The organism is Streptomyces sp. NPDC054796 (assembly GCF_053611545.1).
In genome coordinates, this window is the sequence record NZ_JBSHAO010000053.1 from 14,948 (window position 1) to 31,641 (window position 16,694).

The 16,694-nt window shown below is 71.6% G+C and carries 18 protein-coding genes; 17 read left to right on the forward strand and 1 reads right to left on the reverse strand.

Annotation, left to right across the window (positions count from 1 at the left end):
• Positions 1-657 precede the first annotated feature (657 nt).
• From ACWGJ2_RS32140 to ACWGJ2_RS32215, 16 genes are all read left to right on the forward strand, one after another.
• The gene (locus ACWGJ2_RS32140) at positions 658-1,320 is read left to right on the forward strand and encodes a hypothetical protein (protein ID WP_453349827.1); all 663 of its coding nucleotides are present in this window, start codon (positions 658-660) and stop codon (positions 1,318-1,320) included.
• Between the two features lie 337 nt (positions 1,321-1,657).
• Entirely contained in the window at positions 1,658-2,101 is a 444-nt protein-coding gene (rpsP, locus tag ACWGJ2_RS32145; RefSeq protein WP_453349828.1) for a 30S ribosomal protein S16, read from the forward strand.
• Positions 2,102-2,103: 2 nt separating this feature from the next.
• Positions 2,104-2,343, forward strand: a complete 240-nt coding sequence (locus ACWGJ2_RS32150) for an RNA-binding protein (protein ID WP_453349829.1) — start codon at positions 2,104-2,106, stop codon at positions 2,341-2,343.
• Between the two features lie 195 nt (positions 2,344-2,538).
• Positions 2,539-3,132: a ribosome maturation factor RimM gene (gene rimM, locus ACWGJ2_RS32155; protein ID WP_453349830.1), complete on the forward strand. Its 594-nt coding sequence runs from the start codon at positions 2,539-2,541 to the stop codon at positions 3,130-3,132.
• Positions 3,129-3,947 carry a tRNA (guanosine(37)-N1)-methyltransferase TrmD gene (gene trmD, locus ACWGJ2_RS32160; RefSeq protein WP_453349831.1) on the forward strand — a complete coding sequence of 273 codons (819 nt, stop codon included), beginning with the start codon at positions 3,129-3,131 and terminating at the stop codon, positions 3,945-3,947. The genes rimM and trmD overlap by 4 nt, the downstream gene beginning before the upstream one ends.
• A 130-nt stretch (positions 3,948-4,077) precedes the next feature.
• Positions 4,078-4,428, forward strand: coding sequence for a 50S ribosomal protein L19 (rplS, locus tag ACWGJ2_RS32165; RefSeq protein ID WP_453349832.1), 351 nt, complete (start codon positions 4,078-4,080; stop codon positions 4,426-4,428).
• Positions 4,429-4,547: 119 nt separating this feature from the next.
• Positions 4,548-5,267: a signal peptidase I gene (gene lepB / locus ACWGJ2_RS32170; RefSeq protein ID WP_453349833.1), complete on the forward strand. Its 720-nt coding sequence runs from the start codon at positions 4,548-4,550 to the stop codon at positions 5,265-5,267.
• Positions 5,268-5,376: 109 nt separating this feature from the next.
• Positions 5,377-6,912 carry a signal peptidase I gene (gene lepB / locus ACWGJ2_RS32175; protein ID WP_453349834.1) on the forward strand — a complete coding sequence of 512 codons (1,536 nt, stop codon included), beginning with the start codon at positions 5,377-5,379 and terminating at the stop codon, positions 6,910-6,912.
• Positions 6,854-8,002 carry a signal peptidase I gene (lepB, locus tag ACWGJ2_RS32180; RefSeq protein ID WP_453349858.1) on the forward strand — a complete coding sequence of 383 codons (1,149 nt, stop codon included), beginning with the start codon at positions 6,854-6,856 and terminating at the stop codon, positions 8,000-8,002. Before lepB (ACWGJ2_RS32175) ends, lepB (ACWGJ2_RS32180) begins: the two co-directional genes overlap by 59 nt.
• A 114-nt stretch (positions 8,003-8,116) precedes the next feature.
• Positions 8,117-8,848 carry a signal peptidase I gene (lepB, locus tag ACWGJ2_RS32185; protein WP_453349835.1) on the forward strand — a complete coding sequence of 244 codons (732 nt, stop codon included), beginning with the start codon at positions 8,117-8,119 and terminating at the stop codon, positions 8,846-8,848.
• Between the two features lie 39 nt (positions 8,849-8,887).
• A complete protein-coding gene (locus ACWGJ2_RS32190) occupies positions 8,888-9,211 on the forward strand; it encodes a DUF2469 domain-containing protein (protein ID WP_453349836.1) in 324 nt (107 codons plus the stop codon).
• A gap of 146 nt (positions 9,212-9,357) precedes the next feature.
• A complete protein-coding gene (locus tag ACWGJ2_RS32195) occupies positions 9,358-9,741 on the forward strand; it encodes a YraN family protein (protein WP_453349837.1) in 384 nt (127 codons plus the stop codon).
• Between the two features lies 1 nt (position 9,742).
• Positions 9,743-11,347 (forward strand): YifB family Mg chelatase-like AAA ATPase, encoded by a 1,605-nt coding sequence (locus ACWGJ2_RS32200; RefSeq protein WP_453349838.1) that lies wholly within the window; start codon positions 9,743-9,745, stop codon positions 11,345-11,347.
• Positions 11,344-12,495, forward strand: a complete 1,152-nt coding sequence (dprA, locus tag ACWGJ2_RS32205; RefSeq protein WP_453349839.1) for a DNA-processing protein DprA — start codon at positions 11,344-11,346, stop codon at positions 12,493-12,495. The genes ACWGJ2_RS32200 and dprA overlap by 4 nt, the downstream gene beginning before the upstream one ends.
• A 272-nt stretch (positions 12,496-12,767) precedes the next feature.
• Positions 12,768-13,613, forward strand: a complete 846-nt coding sequence (gene whiG, locus ACWGJ2_RS32210) for an RNA polymerase sigma factor WhiG (protein WP_453349840.1) — start codon at positions 12,768-12,770, stop codon at positions 13,611-13,613.
• A gap of 71 nt (positions 13,614-13,684) precedes the next feature.
• Positions 13,685-14,224 carry a TetR/AcrR family transcriptional regulator gene (locus ACWGJ2_RS32215; RefSeq protein WP_453349859.1) on the forward strand — a complete coding sequence of 180 codons (540 nt, stop codon included), beginning with the start codon at positions 13,685-13,687 and terminating at the stop codon, positions 14,222-14,224.
• Here ACWGJ2_RS32215 and ACWGJ2_RS32220 read toward each other — a convergent pair.
• The gene (locus tag ACWGJ2_RS32220; protein ID WP_453349841.1) at positions 14,178-15,263 is read right to left on the reverse strand and encodes a murein hydrolase activator EnvC family protein; all 1,086 of its coding nucleotides are present in this window, start codon (positions 15,261-15,263) and stop codon (positions 14,178-14,180) included. The two genes, ACWGJ2_RS32215 and ACWGJ2_RS32220, sit on opposite strands and share 47 nt — an antisense overlap.
• Positions 15,264-15,690: 427 nt before the next feature.
• Between ACWGJ2_RS32220 and rpsB the strand changes: the two genes are divergently transcribed.
• Positions 15,691-16,623: a 30S ribosomal protein S2 gene (gene rpsB, locus ACWGJ2_RS32225; RefSeq protein WP_453349842.1), complete on the forward strand. Its 933-nt coding sequence runs from the start codon at positions 15,691-15,693 to the stop codon at positions 16,621-16,623.
• Positions 16,624-16,694: the final 71 nt, after the last annotated feature.

The window sequence follows — 16,694 nt, forward strand, 5'->3', positions numbered from 1 at the left end:
CCCCTCGTGTGCGCCCCTGACGCACGGCGGTAATGCGTTTCGTCTCTACTGTGCCCACAGACATACGAAGCGCGCCATGCCAAAGCCACCCGTACCGCCCTCAAGGGCGGAGGGCGCCTCGCCCTGGAGGTGCGCACCCGGAGGCCGCGTGCCGTCGGACGGCCGGGGCGCGGAGGCGGTGCTCCGTGTGGCGTGCGCGGGGGAGCCCCGATGTACGCCGGAATTCCTCCGGCGGGAGGGACGCAACGGCCAGCTCATCCGTGCGGAGGCGCGCGTACGCGCGGTACGCCTCCACGAGGGCGCGTACGCCGTTTTCATGGCGTGCGCCCTGGCCATCGGGCGAGGCGCCCGAGACGGCGGACGCCGGAGCCCGCCCGCGGGCCGCGTGGACGACCCCCGGCCCCCGGCCCGCCGGTCCCACGGCCGGACGGGAACCGGGAGCACCCCCCGCCCGTCCGTTTCTCAGGGAGCGCGGATATCGTCGCGCGGGTCGGTGGAAAACATCCGCCGCCCGGCATGTACTGATCGCTACGGCGGCGGAGCCAGTGGCGGTACGTCCCGGCTTGCGGCAGGTGTGCCGCTTCTCCTCAGTTCTGCGCACCCGCCCTCGTCCAGACCCATCAGCGTGAACTGACTGGTACGTGCAAAATATTTAGGATGCCCCGGAATCGGAACACTGGGGCAGTCCGGCTCGTTGGGCACGACGTGAGCACGACACCACCAGTTCTCGCCGCCGAGCTGGCAGCCGCCTGGGCCGACATTCAACGGCACCATCCCGAGCTGCCGGATCTGGCCGCGCCCGAATCGCTGATCGGAGAGTCCTCGTCCGCCTGTGGCGGCGGCCTCTCCTTCGAACGGCTCCTGCACGAGGCAGTCCACGGCATCGCCGCCGCACGCGGCGTCCGGGACACCTCGCGAGCGGGCCGCTACCACAATCGCCGTTTCCTGGCGATCGCCGAGGAGTTGGGTCTGGATCACCCCGAGGAGCCACATCCCAGCAGCGGGTTCTCGCTCGTGGCACTCACGCCCGAGACGAGGCGCCGCTATCGCCCGACCATCGAGCGCCTTCAGCGCGCGCTGAAGGCGTACAGCGTCGCGACGGAGACCGACACCGGCAGAAGTTTCCGCGGCCCCGCCGCGCGCCACGGCTCCTCCGGGGGCGGCGTCCGCGTCAAGGCGGTCTGCGACTGCGGCCGTAATGTCCGGGTCGTCCCCTCGGTCCTGGCCCAGGCCCCGATCATGTGCGGCGCGTGCGGCAAGCCGTTCCGCATCCCGGATGTGCCCGAGGCCGCAGCCGAGGCGGTGGTGGCCGTCGGCTGAGCGCCGTCGTGCCCCGGCCTCCGTCCGGCCCGGCCCGGCCCGTCCGGTCCGCTCGGCCCCCTCGGTCCTTCCGGTTCGGTTCAGCCCGGCCCGTCCCGGTGCCCCCCACCCCGGCCCGCCCGCCGCTCTGTCCGAGCGCGTCCCCCGTGCGCGCTTCACGGTACGGAGCCGGGTTCGGCCGGGACGGCCAGGTGTGGCATGATGGGCGGCTGTACTCGACAGCCGCACAGGACCCCTCTCTCCTCCGGCTGACGCGTCCATCGGACACTCGGGTACCACAACCCCACGTGGCAACTCGCCGTGTCCAACCACGTCAAGACCAGGAGACACCACACCCGTGGCAGTCAAGATCAAGCTGAAGCGCCTGGGCAAGATCCGCGCGCCTCACTACCGCATCATCGTCGCCGACTCCCGTACCCGCCGTGACGGCCGGGCCATCGAGGAGATCGGCCTGTACCACCCGGTGCAGAACCCCTCGCGCATCGAGGTCGACTCGGAGCGCGTGCAGTACTGGCTGAGCGTCGGCGCGCAGCCGACCGAGCCGGTCGCGGCCATCCTCAAGGTCACCGGTGACTGGCAGAAGTTCAAGGGTCTGCCCGCCCCCGCGCCGATGAAGGTCGCCGAGCCCAAGGCCGACAAGAAGGCCCTCTTCGAGGCCGCGGCCAAGGAGTCGGCGGACGAGCCGAAGGGTGAGGCGATCACCCCGAAGGCGAAGAAGGCCGACAAGAAGGCGGACGAGGCCGAGAAGGCCGAGTCCACCACTGAGTCGACCGAGGCCTGAGGATGCTCGAGGAAGCCCTCGAGCACCTGGTGAAGGGCATCGTCGACCACCCCGACGAGGTGCAGGTCGCTTCCCGCACCCTGCGTCGCGGGCGTGTGCTGGAGGTCAGGGTCCACCCCGACGACCTCGGCAAGGTGATCGGCCGCAGTGGCCGCACAGCCCGCGCCCTGCGCACGGTCGTGGGTGCTCTCGGCGGACGAGGTGTCCGCGTCGATCTCGTCGACGTGGACCAGGTCCGCTGAGCCGCAGAACGCAGCACCGGCACGGGCCGGGGACGGCAGTTCGCCGTCCCCGGCCCGTGTTCGCGTTCGCCGCCCCCGCCCGCCCCGGCAGCGCGCGGAGGCGGAGCCGGTGAGGACGACGGCGGGGGCGACGGAGACGACGTACGGGAACGGGCCGGGCAAGGAACGACAGGGACAGAGGCAGGGACAGGCACAGTGCAGCTAGTCGTCGCGCGTATCGGCCGCGCCCACGGGATCAAGGGCGAGGTCACCGTGGAGGTGCGTACGGACGAGCCCGAGCTGAGGCTCGGCCCCGGCGCCGTACTCGCCACGGAACCCGCCTCCGCGGGCCCCCTCACCATCGAGACGGGCCGTGTCCACAGCGGGCGCCTGCTGCTGCGCTTCGAGGGCGTGCGGGACCGCACCGCCGCCGAAGCGCTGCGCAACACCCTGCTCGTGGCCGAGGTCGATCCGGAGGAGACGCCGGACGACCCGGAGGAGTTCTACGACCACCAGCTCATCGACCTCGACGTCGTCACGGTCGACGGCAGGGAGCTCGGCCGCATCCAGGAGATCGCGCACCTGCCGGCGCAGGACCTGCTCGTGGTCAAGGGGGAGGACGGCGCCGAGGTGCTGATCCCCTTCGTCACGGAGATCGTCCCCGAGATCGACCTGGAGGCGCAGCGCGCGCTCGTCGACCCGCCGCCGGGGCTCCTGGAGGAGCCTGACGGGTCTGATGGGTCCGACGAGCGTGACGGGACCGGCGAGTCCGACGGGTCCAGCGGGCCCGGTGAGGGCGCGTTCCGGTGAGGCTCGACGTCGTCACGATCTTCCCGGAGTACCTGGAGCCGCTGAACGTCTCGCTCGTCGGCAAGGCCAGGGCCAGGGGCCAGCTCGACGTTCGCGTGCACGACCTGCGCGCCTGGACGCACGACAAGCACCACACCGTCGACGACACCCCGTACGGCGGCGGTCCCGGCATGGTGATGAAGCCCGAGCCGTGGGGCGAGGCGCTGGACGAGATCGTCGCGTCGGGCGGGCCGGAGGCGCAGCCTCCGGTGCTGGTCGTCCCGACGCCCAGTGGCCGCCCCTTCACCCAGGAGCTGGCGGTCGAGCTGTCCCGGGCGCCTTGGCTGGTGTTCACACCGGCGCGCTACGAGGGCATCGACCGCCGCGTGATCGAGGACTACGGCGACCGGTTCGACGTGCGCGAGGTCTCCATCGGCGACTACGTGCTCGCCGGGGGCGAGGCACCCGTGCTCGTCATGGTGGAGGCCATCGCGCGCCTGCTGCCCGGGGTGCTCGGGAACGCCGAGTCCCACCGGGACGACTCCTTCGCGCCCGGCGCCATGGCGGACCTCCTGGAGGGCCCCGTCTACACGAAGCCCCCGGAGTGGCGCGGCCACGAGATCCCCGAGGTGCTGGTCAGCGGGCACCACGGCCGGATCGCCCGCTGGCGCAGGGACCAGGCCCTCGCCCGTACGGCGGCCAACCGCCCCGACCTGATCGAGCGCACCGGCCCTGAGGCGTGGGACAAGCACGACCGCGCGGCCCTTGAGGCGCTGGGCTGGGAGCGGCGAACGGACGGCCGATTTGGGCGGCCGGGCGGGGCCGTGGAAGAATAGGCCGCTGCCTCACATCCGGCGCGCGACCCTGCCACAGGGGGACCGACGCCCGCACGGAGTGGCGGCACTCCATCCTCATCACGATCATTCCGTCGATGACCTGTGGCATCGGCGAGGAAAGCAGACGGTCATGGCCAACCTTCTCGACACTGTCGACGCTGCCTCCCTGCGCAGCGACGTCCCGCAGTTCCGCCCGGGCGACACGGTCAACGTGCACGTGCGCGTCATCGAGGGCAACCGCTCGCGTGTGCAGCAGTTCAAGGGCGTCGTCATCCGCCGCCAGGGCGGCGGCGTGCGCGAGACCTTCACGGTCCGCAAGGTCAGCTTCGGCGTCGGCGTCGAGCGCACCTTCCCGGTGCACACCCCGATCGTCGAGAAGATCGAGGTCGTGACCCGCGGTGACGTCCGTCGCGCCAAGCTCTACTACCTGCGTGAGCTGCGCGGCAAGGCCGCCAAGATCAAGGAGAAGCGCGAGAACTGATCCCGGCGGACTCCCCGCGCGAGCGCCTCGGCCACTCTGTGGCGGGGCGGTGGCGGCGGGGAGCCCGGATCGATCTCGCTGTCGGGGTTCCGGCCGTGGCCGGATAGGCTTTCGGCCCGATGAACACCGACGCACAGCAGTACGACGACGCGGAGCGCGACCGCTCCTCCGGCCCCGGTGAAGAGGGGCGGGGGCGCAGGTCGCGCTCCGTTCGCTATGGGACACCCCTGGCGGCGCTGCTGTTGGTCCTCTTGCTGGTCAGCGCCTTCGTGGTGCAGCCTTTTCTGATTCCCAGCTCGTCGATGACGCCTACGCTGAAAATCGGCGACCGGGTACTCGTCAACAAACTCGCCTACCGCTTCGGCAACGATCCGGAGCGCGGAGACGTTGTGGTCTTCGATGGCACTGGTTCGTTCGTGGAGGAGGGGTCGGGCGAGAACCCCGTCAGCGGGCTGCTCCGCGAGGCGGGAGCGGCCGTCGGCGTGCTGAAGCCGTCGGAGACCGACTATGTCAAGCGCGTGATCGGCGTCGGCGGAGACCGGGTCCGCTGCTGTGACAAGCGGGGGAGGATCGAGGTGAACGGTGAGCCGGTGGACGAGGACTACCTTCATTCCGGGGACGACCCATCGGTCGTGCCGTTCGACATCGAGGTGCCGCAGGGCCGTCTGTGGGTCATGGGGGACCACCGCGCCAATTCCAGCGACTCCCGCGACCACCTCGGCGAGCCCGGAGGCGGCACGGTGCCGCTGGACCGCGTGATCGGAAGGGCCGACTGGATCGGCTGGCCCATCGGCCGCTGGGGCGCCCCCGTCGGCGCGGGGACGGCCGGCCATGGGTGATCGCGGCGGCCCGGGTCCGGGCCCGGGGTACGGGCAGGGCGCCGGTTCCCAGGACTGGCCCGGAGGCGGCGGGCGGCCCCCGGGGCGCGGACGCCGGTACGCGTACGGCGTGCCGAGCGACGATGACAGCGATTACGACGAGTACGACGACCACGGCCACGGAGACGGTGACCCCGGCGGCCGTCACATCGGCGGAAACAGCGGTAACGGTTACGGCAACAGCAACGGTTACGGCAGCAGCAACGGCTACGGCAACGGCTACGGCAACGGCCACGGGAACGGTTACGCCGGGGGCGACGCGCCCCTCAACGGCCGCCCGCCCCAGCCCGGTTACCCCCAGGGCGGCGCCAACGGGAGCGGCTACGGCCCCACGGGTGCGTACGAGTACAGCGAGCCCTTCGACTACACGGGCAACGGGTACGGGTCGGGGAACGGGTACGGCGCTGGTGCCGCCGGGACCGGGCAGGGGCCCGGAAACGGCCATGCGAACGGCTATGTGAACGGGGCCGGAGGGGGCGCGGACCCCGGCGGGCGGACCGCCGCGTGGCCACCGGCCGGCGTGGGCGGCGAGACGATGCGCCTGGGCACGCAGGTACCGCGCCCGCCAGGCCCCCTGGCGCCTCCGCACGGGGACGCGCACGCGGGGCCCGGCGCCGAGGACGCGGAGGACGCTCCGGAGGCGGCCACCGGGCGTCTGGAGCCGCTGCGGGGGCCCGGTGAGGGCCGGGCGGACAGGCGCAGGGCGGCGAAGCGCATCAAGCGGCGCAGAAGGCTGTCGGCGACCAAAGAGATACCCATCCTCATCGTCGTCGCGCTGCTCATCGCCCTGGTGCTCAAGACGTTCCTGGTGCAGGCGTTCGTCATCCCCTCCGGGTCGATGGAGCAGACGATCAAGATCGGCGACAGGGTGCTCGTCGACAAGCTGACGCCCTGGTTCGGGTCGAAGCCCGAGCGCGGTGACGTGGTCGTCTTCAAGGACCCGGGCGGCTGGCTCGAGGGCGAGAAGAAGCCGACGGGCGACGACCCCATCGGGGTCAAGCAGGTCAAGGAGTTCCTGACCTTCATCGGCCTGTTGCCCTCCGACGACGAACAGGATCTGATCAAGCGCGTCGTCGGGGTCGGCGGCGACAGGGTCAAGTGCTGTGACAAGGACGGCCGGGTCACCGTCAACGGCACCCCGCTCGACGAGCCGTATCTGCACCCCGGCAACAAGCCGTCCGAGATGGACTTCGATGTGACGGTCCCCGTCGGCAAGGTGTTCGTGATGGGCGATCACCGCGCCAACTCGGCGGACTCCCGCTATCACCTGAGAGACCCGGGCAAGGGCACGATTCCCGAGGACCTGGTGCTGGGCCGCGCGGTCGTGATCGCCTGGCCGTTCGACCACTGGCGTCGCCTGGAGGAACCGGAGACCTATGCTTCGGTACCTGACGCGCGTGGCGCGGCGGACTCGGCGTCGGCCATTGGCGACAATCGAGTGACGCAACTCCCGATTCCTGCGGAACTCCCGCTCGTTATGGGAGTGGTGGGCCTGTACCGGGTCTCGGGCAGGCGGCAGCGCGGTGTAAGGAGTGATTGTGGGGGACTTGGCGGTCGGCGCTCGGTCCGGTTCCGGCGACGGAGACCCGGAGGACCGGCGTCCTGACGCACCCGACGTACCCGAACAGACTGTGGCGCACGGTTCGGCGCCGACCGCGGAGAGAGGCAGTGGCGACAGCGTGAGTTCGGGTGCGAGTGAGGCCCCCCAGGGCGGCGGCGAGTACGGCGAGGCCGCGGCCGACCGCCCCGTCGGACCCGGGGCAGGGCCCGGACCCGGAGCCGGACCCGGCGACGGTGACGGCGAGGGACACGACGGCGGCTCGGGCCATGGCCCCGGCAGCGGTTTCGGGCCCGGCGGAGGCAAGGCCAAGCGCGCCGGTTCTGCCAAGTCGCGCTCCTTCTGGAAGGAGCTGCCGCTGCTGATCCTCATCGCCCTGGTGCTCGCCCTGCTGATCAAGACGTTCCTGGTGCAGGCGTTCTCGATCCCCTCGAACTCGATGCAGGACACGTTGCAGCAGGGCGACCGAGTGCTGGTCGACAAGCTGACGCCGTGGTTCGGGTCCAAGCCCGAGCGCGGCGAGGTCGTCGTCTTCCACGACCCGGGCGGCTGGCTCAACGAGTCGCCCATGGCGCAGCCCAGCGGGATCGGCGGTGCCGTCCAGGAGGGGCTCAGCTTCATCGGACTGATGCCCTCCGCCGAGGAGAAGGACCTGATCAAGCGTGTCATCGCCGTCGGCGGAGACACGGTGGAGTGCAAGGAGAGCGGCCCGGTCAAGGTCAACGGCAAGGCGCTCAAGGAGGACTCCTACCTCTTCCCGGGCAACACCCCGTGCGGCGACCGCCCCTTCGGCCCCATCAAGATCCCCCAGGGCAAGCTGTGGGTGATGGGCGACCACCGTCAGGACTCCCTCGATTCGCGCTACCACCAGGACCTGGCAGGCGGTGGCACGGTTCCCGAGGAGGAGGTCGTCGGCCGCGCGATCGTCGTGGCCTGGCCGGTCACCCGCTGGTCGACGCTGCCGGTGCCGGACACCTTCGAGCAGAAGGGCCTGGCGGCCAAGGCCGCGGCCACCGCACCGGCCGCGCTGGGCGTGGCCGGGGCCCTGCCGCTGGTGCTGTGGCGGCGCAGGCGTCTGACGCGTCAGGAGAGTCGGACGGGTGCGGAGGCCGGCGCTCCGGGCTCGGTCCGGGACTGAGGAACCGGTTGTCGATCACGGGCTGACTCCCGTTCATACGCCCGGGTAGGGTGCGGCCAGACTTCTCAGCAGGGATCTTCTGAGGCCGACGCAGCCACCCGGGAGTGTGCACGTATGGGCAAGCCAGGACGTACCGCCGCCAGCCAGGGTGGCCGTGTGGGAAACGCGCTGTCCGGGCTGGCGGTGGCCCTTGGCTGTGTGCTCTTCCTCGGCGGCTTCGTCTGGGGCGCCGTGCTGTACCAGCCGTACACCGTGCCGACGGATTCCATGGACCCGACGGTCAAGGCCGGTGACCGTGTGCTGGCGGAGCGCATCGACGGCGACGAGGTACGGCGCGGGGACGTCGTGGTCTTCCAGGACTCCGTGTGGGGCGACGTGCCGATGGTCAAGCGGGTCGTCGGCGTCGGGGGCGACAAGGTCGCCTGCTGCGACAAGCAGGGCAGGCTGACGGTGAACGGCGAGTCCGTCGACGAGTCCTATCTGAAGGACCAGGGCCCGGACAGCCAGTCGCCCTTCAAGGAGACGACGGTCCCGCAGGGCAAGCTGTTCCTCCTGGGGGACCACCGGATCGACTCCGTGGACTCGCGGGTCCACCTCCAGGACGGGGACCACGGTGCCGTGGCCCGTGCGGATGTGAACGCGCGGGTCGACGCCGTGGCATGGCCCATGGAGGGGTTCGGGATGCTGGCGCGGCCCGGAGGCTTCGCCGCCATGCCCGGCGGAATCTCGGAACAGGGCCCGCTCCGGCCGGTCGCGGTCGCGATCGTCGCGGGGGCTGTGCTGATCCTGGCCGGAGCCGCGTACGGGCCGATCGCGCGGCGGGCCGGACGAGGCGGTCGGGGCTGACGCACAATGGGGGGACGCACGGCTGAAGGGGAACATGCCATGAGCGCCGAGGACCTCGAAAAGTACGAGACCGAGATGGAGCTGAAGCTCTACCGGGAGTATCGGGACGTCGTCGGTCTGTTCAAGTACGTGATCGAGACGGAGCGGCGTTTCTATCTCACCAACGACTACGAGATGCAGGTGCATTCGGTACAGGGTGAGGTGTTCTTCGAGGTCTCGATGGCCGACGCGTGGGTCTGGGACATGTACAGGCCGGCGCGGTTCGTGAAGCAGGTCCGCGTGCTCACGTTCAAGGACGTGAATATCGAGGAGCTGAACAAGAGCGATCTCGATCTTCCGGAGGACTCCGGCTTCAACGGCTGAGCCGCGCGCCGAGCCGCCCGTCCCGCCGTCGCTCTCACCCACAACGGTGAGGGCGTTTTCCACAGTCGCCGGGTTGTCCCCGGAAAACCTTCATGATCCCTGGGACGCCTCCACCTCCGTCACAGTCAGTGACGGAGGTGGTGCGCATGAGCGCCCGTGGAGCACTCGGCCGTTACGGCGAGGATCTGGCAGCCAGGCGGCTGCGTGAGACAGGAATGGCCGTTCTGGAGCGCAACTGGCGCTGCGTCGAGGGCGAGGTGGACATCGTCGCCCGGGACGCGGACGCCCTGGTGATCTGTGAGGTCAAGACCCGCCGTGCCCGTCGGCACGGGACGTACGAACATCCGATGGCCGCGCTCACCCCGGCCAAGGCCGCCCGGCTGCGGCGGCTCGCCTCGCGCTGGCTGAGCGAGCGGTGGGTCGCGCGGTACGGCGCTCCGCCGCGTGGCGGGGTCCGGATCGATCTCGTCGGGGTGCTGCTTCCCGACCGCGGGGCGCCGCTGGTGCAGCACGCGAAGGGGGTGGCCTGAGATGGGGTTCGCGCGCACGTGCTCGGTGGCGCTCGTCGGTGTGGAGGGCGTCCCCGTCGAGGTCCAGGCGGATCTGGAGCCGGGGGTCGCCACGTTCACGCTGGTGGGGCTGCCGGACAAGAGTCTGACCGAGAGCAGGGACCGGGTGCGGGCCGCGGTGGTCAACTCGGGCGGCGAGTGGCCGCAGAAGAAGCTGACCGTGGGGCTCAGTCCCGCCTCCGTGCCCAAGAGCGGCAGCGGGTTCGACATCGCCGTCGCCTGCGCCGTCCTCGCCGCGGCCGAGCGGATCGATCCGCGCTCCATCGCCGATCTGATGATGATCGGCGAGCTGGGGCTCGACGGCATGGTGCGCCCCGTCCGGGGCGTCCTCCCCGCCGTGCTGGCGGCGGCGGACGCGGGATATCGCCGTGTCGTCGTGCCCGAGGCGGCGGCCGCCGAGGCTTCCCTGGTTCCGGACGTCACCGTGCTGGGCGTCCGCAGCCTCCGGCAGCTCATCGCGCTGCTCACCGACGAGCCGGTGCCGGAGGAGGACACCCCGGTGGAGGAGGGGCGTCCGGACCCGTTCGTCGCGGGGCTCTCCGTGCCCGCGGCCGGTCTGGGCATGGGGCGCGGGGAGCATCTGATGGACATGCGGGACGTGGCCGGTCAGTCCGAGGCCAGGCGGGCCCTGGAGGTCGCGGCGGCGGGGCGGCACCACATCTTCTTCAAGGGGCCGCCGGGGGCGGGCAAGACGATGCTGGCCGAGCGCCTGCCCGGGCTGCTGCCACCGCTCAGCTCGAAGGAGTCGCTGGAGGTCACCGCGGTCCACTCGGTGGCCGGGCTGCTGCCTCCGGGGCAGCCGCTCGTGGCCAGGCCGCCGTACTGCGCGCCGCACCACTCGGCGACGATGGCGGCGCTCGTCGGAGGTGGCAGCGGACTGCCGCATCCCGGCGCGGTCTCGCTGGCGCACCACGGAGTGCTGTTCCTGGACGAGGCGGCCGAATGCAGTGTGCGTGTGCTCGACGCGATGCGCCAGCCCCTGGAGTCCGGGCACGTCGTCGTGGCCAGGGCGGCCGGAATGCTGCGGATGCCGGCACGGTTCCTGCTGGTCCTCGCGGCGAACCCCTGTCCCTGCGGGCGGCACGGCATACGGGACGAAGGATGCGAGTGCGGGCCCGCCTCCGTCCGGCGTTATCGCGCGAGGCTGTCCGGGCCGCTGATGGACCGCGTCGATCTGCGCATCCAGGTCGCGCCCCTCTCCCGCGCTGAGCTGGTCTCCCACGAGGGCACGGCGGAGTCCACGGCCGTCGTCGCGGAGCGCGTCCTGGCCGCGCGGGAGCGGGCCGCCGCGCGTTACGCGCAGACGCCCTGGACGACCAACAGCGAGGTGCCAGGGCATGAGCTGCGCACCCGCTGGCCCGTCGTGCCGGGTGCGCTCGGTCACGCGGAGGAGGACATGGAGCGCGGACTCCTGACCGCGCGCGGCCTGGACCGGGTGCTGCGCGTGGCCTGGACGGTGGCCGATCTCGCGGGCCACGACCGCCCGACGGAGCAGGACGTCAACTGGGCGCTGGAACTGCGCACGGGCATCCACCGTGGCGCCCCACGGGCAGGGAGCCCCGTATGACCGGTCACGACGAGGGGGACAGGCTCGCCCGTGCCGCGCTGACGCGGATCGCGGAACCGGGTGACGAACTGGTGGGGGGCTGGCTGCGGACCTACGGCGCGCGGGAGGTCGTGGACGCGCTGACCGGCGAGGGTGCGCCGCTGGACGGGGCGAGCGAGCGGCGCTGGTCGGGGCTGCGGATACGGGCCAGGCGTACGGACGAGGGGCAGCCCGAAGCCGATCTGGAGAGGGCGCGGGCCGTCGGGGGGCGTTTTGTGTGCCCCGGGGACGCGGAGTGGCCGGCGCAGCTCGACGATCTGGCCGACGCCCGCCCGTTCGGGATATGGGTGCGCGGCGAGCCCTCGCTGCGGTTCTGGGCGCTGCGGTCGGTCGCGGTGGTGGGATCCAGGGCCTGCACGGACTACGGCGCGCATGTCGCCGCTGTGCTGGGCTCCGGACTGGCGGGGCGCGGGTGGACGGTGGTGTCGGGTGGCGCGTACGGGATCGACGGCGCCGCACACCGGGGCGCGCTGGCCGGGGGCGGGCCGACGGCGTGCGTGCTGGCCTGCGGGATCGATGTGGCGTATCCGCCCGGGCACGGGGCGCTGATCCGGCGCATCGGGGAAGAGGGCCTGCTCCTCGCGGAGTTGCCGCCGGGCGATCACCCGACACGGAGCCGTTTCGTGCTGCGGAACAGGGTGATCGCCGCCCTGACCCGGGGCACCGTCGTCGTCGAGGCGGCGCTGCGCAGCGGTGCGCTGGTGACGGCGCGGTCGGCGCGGCGCATGGGGCGGCTGGTGATGGGGACGCCGGGGCCGGTCACCTCGTCGCTGTCCGAGGGGGTGCACGGACTTCTCCGGGAGGAGGAGAGCTTCGTGGTCACCGATGCGCCGGAAGTGATCGAACTCGTCGGGGACATGGGGGAGCTGGCCCCCGCGCGGCGCGGAGCCGATCTGCCACGGGACGCCCTGCCCCAGGAGGCCGCACGCGTGCTGGAGGCGATGCCCGCGCGGGGCGCCAGCGACCCCCTCACCCTGGCCCGGGCGGCGGGCGTGGCGGGCGAGGTCACCCTCGTACGCCTCCACGAGCTGCGCGCCCTGGGCTTCGTCGAACGCACCGGCGAGGGCTGGCAGTTGGCGCGGAGGAGGGACGGGAACACCAACGAGTGATAAGCGGGTGCTTGACCAGTGGATATCGAGTGAAAAGGTGATACGCATGCGTTTGCCCGCCCGCCCCATACCCCGAACGCCTGTGGTGGGTGCTGGCGTGCTCGTCACACCGGCGTGCGGGCAGCGGAACGTATCTGCGCATGCCAGGCCGAACGCGCATCGCGCACTGCGACGGCTTAGTCACGCTACGCTCACATCGAGTCTGAAAGTGACACACGATCACGACTTCTCCACTTAACGCCCTCCTCGGCAGAAATGACACAAGGCGACGAATGCCCCAGCACATCTCCGGGTCTGACCGCACCGTCCCTGGCGCGGCACCGACCGCAGTCGATGACGCCGTGTCCAGTGCTGCTCCCACCGCGCTGGACAAGCTGTGGCGGGCGTACAAGACCACGGGTGACGACAAGCTGCGGGAGCAGTTGATCCTGCACTACTCGCCGCTGGTGAAGTACGTCGCGGGGCGCGTCAGCGTGGGGCTGCCGCCCAATGTGGAACAGGCGGACTTCGTGTCCTCCGGCGTCTTCGGGCTGATCGACGCGATCGAGAAGTTCGACCCCGGCCGCTCCATCAAGTTCGAGACGTACGCGATCACCAGGATCCGCGGCGCCATGATCGACGAGCTGCGCGCCCTGGACTGGATCCCCAGGTCCGTGCGGCAGAAGGCCCGCGCGGTCGAGCGCGCGTACGCGACGCTGGAGGCCAGCCTGCGACGCAGTCCCTCCGAGGCAGAGGTCGCGGCGGAGATGGACATTCCGCTGGAGGAACTGCACGGCGTTTTCAGCCAGTTGTCACTGGCCAACGTCGTCGCCCTGGAGGAACTCCTCCACGCGGGCGGCGAGGGCGGCGACCGGCTCAGCCTGATGGACACCCTGGAGGACACGGCCGCCGACAACCCGGTCGAGGTCGCCGAGGACCGCGAGCTGCGCAGGCTGCTGGCCCGCGCGATCAACACCCTTCCGGAGCGGGAGAAAACGGTGGTCACGCTCTACTACTACGAAGGACTCACACTGGCGGAAATCGGCCAGGTTCTCGGGGTTACCGAGAGCCGGGTGAGCCAGATCCACACCAAGTCCGTCCTGCAATTGCGCGCCAAGCTTGCCGACGTGGGTCGCTGAATCGGTACTGCCCTCCGTAAGGTAGGGGGGTGCCCAGGATTCGAGCGGCCTCTGTGGCCGAGCACCGCACCATGCAGCGCGCGGCTCTGCTGGACGCTGCCCGCTCGCTGCTGTCCGAAGGAGGTACGGAGGCGTTGACCTTCCCCGCCCTCGCCCAGCGCACGGGTCTCGCGCGCTCCTCCGTCTACGAGTACTTCCGCTCCCGGGCGGCCGTCGTCGAGGAACTGTGTGCGGTCGACTTCCCGGTCTGGGCGGCCGAGGTCGAGGCCGCGATGGCCGCCGCGGGGACGCCGGAGGCCCAGATCGAGGCGTATGTGAGACGACAGCTCGCCCTCGTCGGCGACCGTCGGCACCGCGCCGTCGTCGCCATCTCCGCGGGAGAGCTGGACGCGGGAGCGCGGGAGAAGATCCGCGCCGCGCACGGCGGGTTGATCGCCATGGTCGTCGAGGCCCTCGGCGCCCTCGGGCACGAGCAGCCCCGGCTGGCCGCGATGCTGTTGCAGGGCGTGGTGGATGCCGCGGTGCGACGCATCGAGCTGGGAGCCGCGGAGGATCCCGCGCAGATCACGGAGGCCGCCGTGTCGATGGCCCTCCGGGGCGTCCGCGGCTGACCTTCCCGTCCTGCCCGTCCTGTCCCTCCTGCCCGGCCGATGCCCGGGTGTCCTCTGCGGCTGTGGGGGTTCCGGCCCGTGGCCGGGGTCTGGCCCCCGCGACGCGTGTTCCCGCCCCCGCGCCACGCATCCCGCATCCCCGTACGAGGCGTGCGTGCGCCCACAGCGCCGTCCTGCACAGCGCTGCTGCCGAGGCTGCCAGGGGCACCGCCGACGCGGCGTGGCCCCCTCCCGTCCGCCCCGCCGCCGAGGCGTGGGCCGGCCCCGGTTCCAGCGGCGGCGTCCCTCGCCCAGAGCCTCGCGACGGGGGCAGGGGAACCCCGAACACGGGGAGGAGGCGTGCGGCGCCTCCCCTCAGCAGGGCGTACGGCAGCAGGCTGAGGGGGTCGAGGTAGCGGTCGCCGCGCAGGAGGCCCCAGTGGAGGCAGCCCTCCTCGCAGTGGAACGGGCCGGGGGCCAGCCTGCCGACCGCTTCGCCCGCACGCACGCGGTCGCCCTTGCGCGCTGACGGGCGCACGGGTTCATAGGTGGTGCGGAGGGGCGGGCTGCCCGAGCCCGTGAGCTGGACCGAGATCACGCCTCTGCCCGCCACGTTGCCCGCGAAGACGACCTTGCCGGGTGCGGCGGCGCGGACCGCTTGGCCGGAGCGTGCGGCCAGGTCCACCCCGCGATGACCGGCCGCCCACGGTTCGGGAGGCGGCTCCCAGCCCCGGACGACCACCGGCCGCAGCGCCCCGTGAGCGCCCTCGACCGGCCATGCCCGGTCACCCCTGTCCGGCCTGGCCTCCCTGGCGGCCACTGGGGCGGCCTCCGTGACCTTCCCGGCCTCCGCCCGCGAAGGCGGAACCCGCGCGAAGAGTGCCGCAGCCGCCAGGAGGCACAGCGTGAGGGTGATCACGGGCGTGATCAGCGCGGGACGTGCGTGGCGCGGCCTCGGCGCGGCGCGCTCCGCACGGGGCGTCAGCCGCCCGCCGCTCCTGGACGGGCGCAGGGGCAGATGCGTGAACAGCTTCATGGGCAGGTGCGTGGGCGGGCTCATGGGCAGACCGTCCCGCGTCCCTGCCGACGGCAGGGATCATGGAGAATTTCCGTGGACGACCGGGCGCATGTGGACAACGCCGTCACCCGTGAGGGGGGACGGGCGGACTCCGCGCGGGGGATCCGCGGGAAGCCCGTCGGAGGCGATCTGCACAGACTCGTCACACGGCACGCACACCCCCGCGTCCGGGGGTGGCCTGCCGTGGGGGCGCGGCACACTTCCGCGGTCCCGTACACTGCTGAGTGCGGCCCGGGTGACCGGGCTGACTTCGCACGCCCCGCCACCCTCACCCGGTGGCCGCGCATCTCGGTCCTCGGGAAGGCCCTTCACCAGGCATTTCCCCGGCATTGCGCGTCAGGGGCGTCAGGCAAGCGGCGGCCGACCGGGCCGTCGCTGACGACAACCGAGTACCTCAAGGAGAACGGCCATGGCCGTCGTCACGATGCGGGAGCTGCTGGAGAGCGGCGTCCACTTCGGGCACCAGACCCGCCGCTGGAACCCGAAGATGAAGCGCTTCATCTTCACCGAGCGCAACGGCATTTACATCATCGACCTGCTCCAGTCGCTGTCGTACATCGACCGCGCCTACGAGTTCGTCAAGGAGACCGTCGCCCACGGCGGCTCCATCATGTTCGTCGGCACGAAGAAGCAGGCCCAGGAGGCCATCGCCGAGCAGGCCACCCGCGTGGGCATGCCCTACGTGAACCAGCGCTGGCTCGGCGGCATGCTGACCAACTTCTCGACCGTCTACAAGCGCCTTCAGCGCCTGAAGGAGCTTGAGCAGATCGACTTCGAGGATGTGGCCGCCTCCGGCCTCACCAAGAAGGAGCTGCTCGTCCTCTCCCGCGAGAAGGCGAAGCTGGAGAAGACCCTCGGCGGTATCCGCGAGATGCAGAAGGTGCCCAGCGCCGTCTGGATCGTGGACACCAAGAAGGAGCACATCGCCGTCGGTGAGGCGCGCAAGCTCAACATCCCGGTGGTCGCGATCCTCGACACCAACTGCGACCCCGACGAGGTCGACTACAAGATCCCGGGCAACGACGACGCGATCCGCTCCGTCACGCTGCTGACCCGCGTGATCGCCGACGCCGTCGCCGAGGGCCTCATCGCCCGCTCCGGTGCCGCCGAGGCCGCCAAGGGCGGCGAGAAGCCCGCCGAGCCGCTGGCCGAGTGGGAGCGCGAGCTGCTGGAGGGCGAGAAGGCGGAGAAGCCCGAGGACGCCGAGAAGCCCGCGGCGGCCGAGGCCCCCGCAGCCGAGGCCGCGCAGCCCGAGGCCGAGGCCGAGGTGCAGTCCTCGCCCGAGACCGAGAAGGCCGCCGACGCCGAGCAGGCCGACGAGAAGTCCGCCGAGCAGGGCTGACTCACCGCAGGCGAGCTGCTTCCACGCTGATGCGTGACAGGTGATACGGCGGGGGCGATCAGTCCCCGCCG

Bases quoted from the DNA above. Each gene is read 5' to 3' on its own strand.
- ACWGJ2_RS32140 (WP_453349827.1), top strand. From the start codon at position 658: ATGCCCCGGAATCGGAACACTGGGGCAGTCCGGCTCGTTGGGCACGAC.
- ACWGJ2_RS32150 (WP_453349829.1), top strand. From the start codon at position 2,104: ATGCTCGAGGAAGCCCTCGAGCACCTGGTGAAGGGCATCGTCGACCAC.
- rplS (WP_453349832.1), top strand. From the start codon at position 4,078: ATGGCCAACCTTCTCGACACTGTCGACGCTGCCTCCCTGCGCAGCGAC.
- lepB (WP_453349833.1), top strand. From the start codon at position 4,548: ATGAACACCGACGCACAGCAGTACGACGACGCGGAGCGCGACCGCTCC.
- lepB (WP_453349835.1), top strand. From the start codon at position 8,117: ATGGGCAAGCCAGGACGTACCGCCGCCAGCCAGGGTGGCCGTGTGGGA.
- ACWGJ2_RS32190 (WP_453349836.1), top strand. From the start codon at position 8,888: ATGAGCGCCGAGGACCTCGAAAAGTACGAGACCGAGATGGAGCTGAAG.
- ACWGJ2_RS32195 (WP_453349837.1), top strand. From the start codon at position 9,358: ATGAGCGCCCGTGGAGCACTCGGCCGTTACGGCGAGGATCTGGCAGCC.
- ACWGJ2_RS32200 (WP_453349838.1), top strand. From the start codon at position 9,743: ATGGGGTTCGCGCGCACGTGCTCGGTGGCGCTCGTCGGTGTGGAGGGC.
- dprA (WP_453349839.1), top strand. From the start codon at position 11,344: ATGACCGGTCACGACGAGGGGGACAGGCTCGCCCGTGCCGCGCTGACG.
- whiG (WP_453349840.1), top strand. From the start codon at position 12,768: ATGCCCCAGCACATCTCCGGGTCTGACCGCACCGTCCCTGGCGCGGCA.
- ACWGJ2_RS32215 (WP_453349859.1), top strand. From the start codon at position 13,685: ATGCAGCGCGCGGCTCTGCTGGACGCTGCCCGCTCGCTGCTGTCCGAA.
- ACWGJ2_RS32220 (WP_453349841.1), bottom strand. From the start codon at position 15,263: ATGAGCCCGCCCACGCACCTGCCCATGAAGCTGTTCACGCATCTGCCC.
- rpsB (WP_453349842.1), top strand. From the start codon at position 15,691: ATGGCCGTCGTCACGATGCGGGAGCTGCTGGAGAGCGGCGTCCACTTC.